General features: G+C 46.0%; 7 protein-coding genes and 1 tRNA gene. All 8 read left to right on the top strand.

All coding sequences use genetic code 11. The features are described 5' to 3' along the window. A partial coding sequence (locus RMO52_RS05600; protein ID WP_310411698.1) for a R3H domain-containing nucleic acid-binding protein occupies positions 1-186 on the top strand: 186 nt, incomplete at its 5' end. A gap of 152 nt (positions 187-338) precedes the next feature. Further along, positions 339-411: transfer RNA gene (locus tag RMO52_RS05605), tRNA-Ala, on the top strand. 101 nt (positions 412-512) lie between these two features. Next, a complete protein-coding gene (locus tag RMO52_RS05610) occupies positions 513-926 on the top strand; it encodes a GNAT family N-acetyltransferase (protein WP_310411700.1) in 414 nt (137 codons plus the stop codon). Between the two features lie 412 nt (positions 927-1,338). Further along, positions 1,339-2,868: a photosystem II chlorophyll-binding protein CP47 gene (gene psbB / locus RMO52_RS05615; RefSeq protein WP_310411703.1), complete on the top strand. Its 1,530-nt coding sequence runs from the start codon at positions 1,339-1,341 to the stop codon at positions 2,866-2,868. A gap of 103 nt (positions 2,869-2,971) precedes the next feature. Further along, on the top strand, positions 2,972-3,073 hold the full coding sequence (locus RMO52_RS05620; protein WP_295615699.1) for a photosystem II reaction center protein T: 102 nt from the start codon (positions 2,972-2,974) through the stop codon (positions 3,071-3,073). A gap of 240 nt (positions 3,074-3,313) precedes the next feature. Then, complete coding sequence (gene nrdR, locus RMO52_RS05625) at positions 3,314-3,835, top strand: transcriptional regulator NrdR (protein ID WP_310411706.1); 522 nt, start codon at positions 3,314-3,316, stop codon at positions 3,833-3,835. Between the two features lie 37 nt (positions 3,836-3,872). Continuing rightward, complete coding sequence (locus RMO52_RS05630; protein ID WP_309744750.1) at positions 3,873-4,262, top strand: (2Fe-2S) ferredoxin domain-containing protein; 390 nt, start codon at positions 3,873-3,875, stop codon at positions 4,260-4,262. Between the two features lie 101 nt (positions 4,263-4,363). Next, entirely contained in the window at positions 4,364-4,849 is a 486-nt protein-coding gene (locus RMO52_RS05635) for an SRPBCC family protein (RefSeq protein WP_310411710.1), read from the top strand. Positions 4,850-4,963 lie beyond the last annotated feature (114 nt).

Genomic DNA, 4,963 nt, shown 5'->3' on the forward strand with positions numbered 1-4,963 from the left:
GAAGCCCTAGAGGAAGCCCGATTAGCTGTCGAGCAAATCGTCATCCCCAACGGTCAACCCGTCGAATTGTTACCGCGATCGAGTTATGTCCGCAAAATGCAACACGAACTGATCGAACACTATCGGCTTAAATCAGCCAGCTTTGGCGAAGAACCCAATCGCCGCTTGCGGATTTTTCCAGCCTAGATTTAGGCTTTAGGCTTTAGGCTTTAGGGATAGATTAATACCAGGAATGAGGATATTGAAAACATTTAGATTCCAGCTATTGCATCAAATCTAAAACCTAAAGCCTTCCCCTTGACAATCGGAAACGCGATCGAGTAAATTAAAAGTATCGTGGGGTCATAGCTCAGTTGGTAGAGCACTACAATGGCATTGTAGGGGTCAGGAGTTCGAGCCTCCTTGTCTCCATTACTTAAAACTTAGATATCAATTAGCGATCGAGCCTACAAGATTGCGACCCGATAGAAGCTAATATCGATCGAGAGTTACTAAAGAACACCGATCTATAGATGAAAGTTCAAGCTATCCGGTTTTGCGATCGCAGTGTAGATCTCGATCTGTATAAACTTCAAGCATTACTAAATAAAAGTGCCTTTTGGGCAGTCGATCGTCAGACCGAAGATCTGAAAATAGCCCTCGATCGCAGCGATCCTGTAGTATCTGCTTGGGATGGCGAGCAGCTAGTAGGCTTTGCTAGGGCTGTTTCAGACGGTGTATATCGAGCTACAATTTTTGATGTAGTAATTGATTGCGATTACCAACGGCTTGGTTTGGGGCGAAAACTGGTAGAAACTGTCCTCGCACATCCTTGTATGCAGCGAGTAGAACGCATTTATCTCACCACCACCCACCAGCAAAGTTTTTACGAACGCCTCGGCTTTGTCGTCAATACCAGTACGACGATGGTTTTGATGAGGGGGTAGACGGGAGTTGGGAGGAAAGTGATGGAGTCATTCGCTCCCGATCCTAACTCTCAACTCGAACTTATATAGATGGCGATTGACCTGTCAATTAAGCAGATAAAATTGTTCTGCGCTCTACCTTCTACCCCCTATTCCTCACTCCCTACCATCTCCCATCTCCCATCTTCCATCTCCCCTCTACTATTAACTTTTGTAAACATTCTGAGGATAAATCTTCATCAAACAGGAATCGAACAAAGAGCTGTAACCGCTATGAGTCCAGTCACGTGGAGGTTTCGAGCGATCGACAGCCAGAGATTAATTACCGGGCGATCGCCTTGCCTCCGAGGTGGGAAGCGGATAACATAGTGCATGAGATTATTTAAAAAATAAGAATTTTCGTAGACACCTATTTTAAGGAGGATCGTAGTCGATGGGACTACCCTGGTATCGTGTGCATACAGTTGTCCTGAATGACCCAGGTCGGCTGATATCGGTGCATTTAATGCATACAGCTTTAGTTGCTGGTTGGGCTGGTTCGATGGCTCTGTTTGAACTATCAAACTTCGACCCTAGCGACGCAGTTTTCAATCCCATGTGGCGACAAGGCATGTTTGTCATGCCATTTATGGCGCGTCTCGGGATTACCAAATCTTGGGGTGGTTGGAGTATCGTTCCAGGTGAATCAGCGGCTGATGCTGGCTTCTGGTCTTTTGAAGGTGTAGCTACCGCTCACATTATCTTGTCTGGGATGCTCATGTTAGCATCGATCTGGCACTGGGTTTACTGGGACTTGGAACTGTTTACAGATCCTCGGACTGGAGAGCCAGCTTTAGATTTACCCAAAATGTTTGGGATTCACTTGTTCTTGTCTGGATTACTTTGCTTCGGCTTCGGAGCATTCCACCTAACGGGTCTATTTGGCCCAGGAATGTGGGTAACAGATCCATTTGGCATCACGGGGCATGTAGCTCCAGTTGCGCCTGAATGGGGGCCTTCTGGGTTTAATCCGTTCAATCCTGGTGGCGTAGTAGCTCACCACATTGCAGCGGGTACAGTCGGGATTATTGCTGGATTATTCCACCTCACCGTTCGTCCGCCAGAACGTCTCTACAAAGCGTTGCGGATGGGAAATATCGAAACCGTACTCTCTTCGAGTATTGCGGCGGTATTCTTCGCAGCATTTATCGTTGCGGGTACGATGTGGTATGGAAATGCTACCACGCCGATCGAGTTATTTGGTCCGACACGTTATCAGTGGGATAGCGGTTATTTCCAACAGGAAATTCAACGTCGCGTTCAGAGCAGCGTCGAAGATGGTAAGAGTGAAGCGGAAGCTTGGAAAGCAATTCCAGATAAACTCGCATTCTACGACTATGTTGGTAATAGCCCCGCTAAAGGCGGTCTATTCCGGACTGGGCCGATGAACAAAGGTGATGGGGTCGCCCAAGGTTGGCAAGGGCACCCAGTATTCAAGGACTCTGAAGGTCGAGTACTGAGCGTACGTCGTCTGCCTAACTTCTTTGAAAGTTTCCCTGTCATCTTGACTGACTCCGAAGGTGTCGTACGTGCAGACGTACCGTTCCGTCGGGCAGAATCGAGATACAGCTTCGAGCAAGCTGGTATTACTGCTAGCTTCTACGGTGGTGCGCTCAACGGTCAAACCTTTACTGATGCAAATCAAGTCAAACAGTTTGCCCGCAAAGCTCAAGGTGGTGAAATCTTTGAATTCGATCGCGAGAAATTTGGCTCTGACGGTGTATTCCGTACTAGTCCGCGCGGTTGGTTCACTTTCGGTCATGCTGTATTTGCTCTATTCTTCTTCTTCGGTCATCTCTGGCACGGTTCGCGGACGATTTACCGCGACGTATTTGCTGGTGTAGAAGCCGATATGGAAGAACAAGTCGAATTCGGTCTGTTCCAGAAATTGGGAGATCCTACTACGCGTCGTAAAGAAGCCTAGAAACTTGGGTATCGGGGAATGGGAGTTTGGTATTACCAAAGTAATTATTCCTCGATGCCCTGGCTGTTTGTTAAACTAAAAGTTATCCAGTAGGATTCTAATCATGGAAGCAACTATTTATATTTTGGTAACGGCATTGGCTTTGGGTACAGTCTTTTTTGCGATCGCGTTTCGCGAACCTGCGAAGATTCCCCGCAAAAAGTAAACAACAATTCAGTTTAGTCACAATCTGAGCTAATCTAGAGAAATCTCTAAATTAGCTCAGATTTTTCTTTTCAAGGTTTTAGGCTTTAGGCTTTAGCGCACCAAGCAGGCTTTAGGGAAGAGGAAAGAGGGGAAAGGGTATAGGCAAAAGAAAATACGAAAGTCACCCCGTCTCCCCGTCTCCCCGTCCCCCAGTCTCCCAGTCTCCCAGTCTCCCCCGCTCCCATCTCCCATCTCCCCAATGCAATGTTCCTACTGCCAATATACAGATAGTCGGGTGTTAGAGTCTCGATCGACAGAAGCCGGACAGAGTATTCGCAGACGCCGGGAATGTTTGCGCTGCAAACATCGCTTTACTACTTACGAACGACTGGAATTTGTGCCAGTTACGGTCATCAAGCAAGATTCCCGTCGTGAATACTTCGACAGATCCAAGCTCCTCCGAGGCATCATTCATGCCTGTCAGAAAACCGGACTCACCCCCGAAACCCTCGAATCGATCGTGGATGATATCGAGTCCCAACTGCAAACTCGATCGCTCCGAGAGGTAACTACTGCCGAAATTGGCGAACTGGTGCTAGTCGAATTGCGCCCGTTGAGTGAAGTTGCATACATCCGATTTGCGTCTGTCTACCGTCAATTTCAAGGGATTCGCGACTTTGTAGACACGTTGCATCAATTGAATGAAGTCAGGAGTCAGGAATCACATGAGGAGCGCCTCGAAATGAGTCGAGCTGGTGTGACGATGCCGTTGGATTCTTAGTCGGGTGAGGAGTATATTTAATTGAGGCGATCGAGACATGAATGCAACTAAATATCGAGTGTTTGTCTGTACGAGACAGCGGGGTAATTTGGATTGTCCCGAAAACTGTTGCTTCAACTGTGGCGGGGTAGAGATTTATCAGGCTTTTCGGGATGAGATCGATCGGCAAAAATTAGCAGATCGAGTCGAAATCCGGCAATCGGGATGTTTGGATCGGTGTGAAGCTGGTACGGTTGTAGCTGTCTATCGTGCTAATTTGCCAGATTTTACTTGGCTGCCAGATAAAATTCAACGTAAAGTCAGAAAAATATTATTTCCCAATCGCCATTTATACGGTCATCTAACTTGTGAGGATATTCCCGCGATCGTCGAGAGTCATTTCATTGATGGGAAACCACTCAAACGCTGCCACATTACTAGTAATTAATTAAAATCATCAATAACTTTGGAACAGTAGGGAGTCACTAATTGGGTGAATCGGGTAGTTTCAACCGACTAGCATTCAAGTAATATTTATCCAATCGATCGATGATTTCATCAGTAGTTAGTATCCAAGTTTCGGTAAGTCCGAGCGAGGCTTTTCGCCATGTCGTCCCGATCGATCTTACTTCGATCTTTAGAGGCTATGGCTTATTACCCGCAGTTGTTCGGACAGAGGCTCAAACTGGTGCTTGGGAAGCGATCGGACAGACTAGAATCGTGCATCTATCAGATGGTAGTCATGCCCAGGAACTACTGACTCAGTATAGCCAACCAAATTATTTTGCTTATGTAGTTAGTAATTTTTCTGGCATTTTAGGATTTTTAGTTACAGCAGCAATTGGCGAATGGTGGTTTGAAAATTGCGATTATTCAGCCAATAGCACACTCATCCGCTGGAGTTATACATTTACATCTAAATCTTTATTTACAGTTCCGATCCTATGGCTCGTTAATAAATTTTTATGGTCTGGATACATGCGTTCGGTTGTGTCAAACGTCAAGGAACAGCTCGATGCTAAAGCACTTAAATAATTGAAAATATTGTTTCGATCGCAGGTGGCACTTTATTCATTCGATGATAAAATTTGGGTCTGGACTACTCGGATCTTTAGATAATTAATTTATGAATACCCCAGTTTATCCCGT

The organism is Chamaesiphon sp. OTE_8_metabat_110 (assembly GCF_031382685.1).
In the GTDB taxonomy this organism is placed as follows: domain Bacteria; phylum Cyanobacteriota; class Cyanobacteriia; order Cyanobacteriales; family Chamaesiphonaceae; genus Chamaesiphon.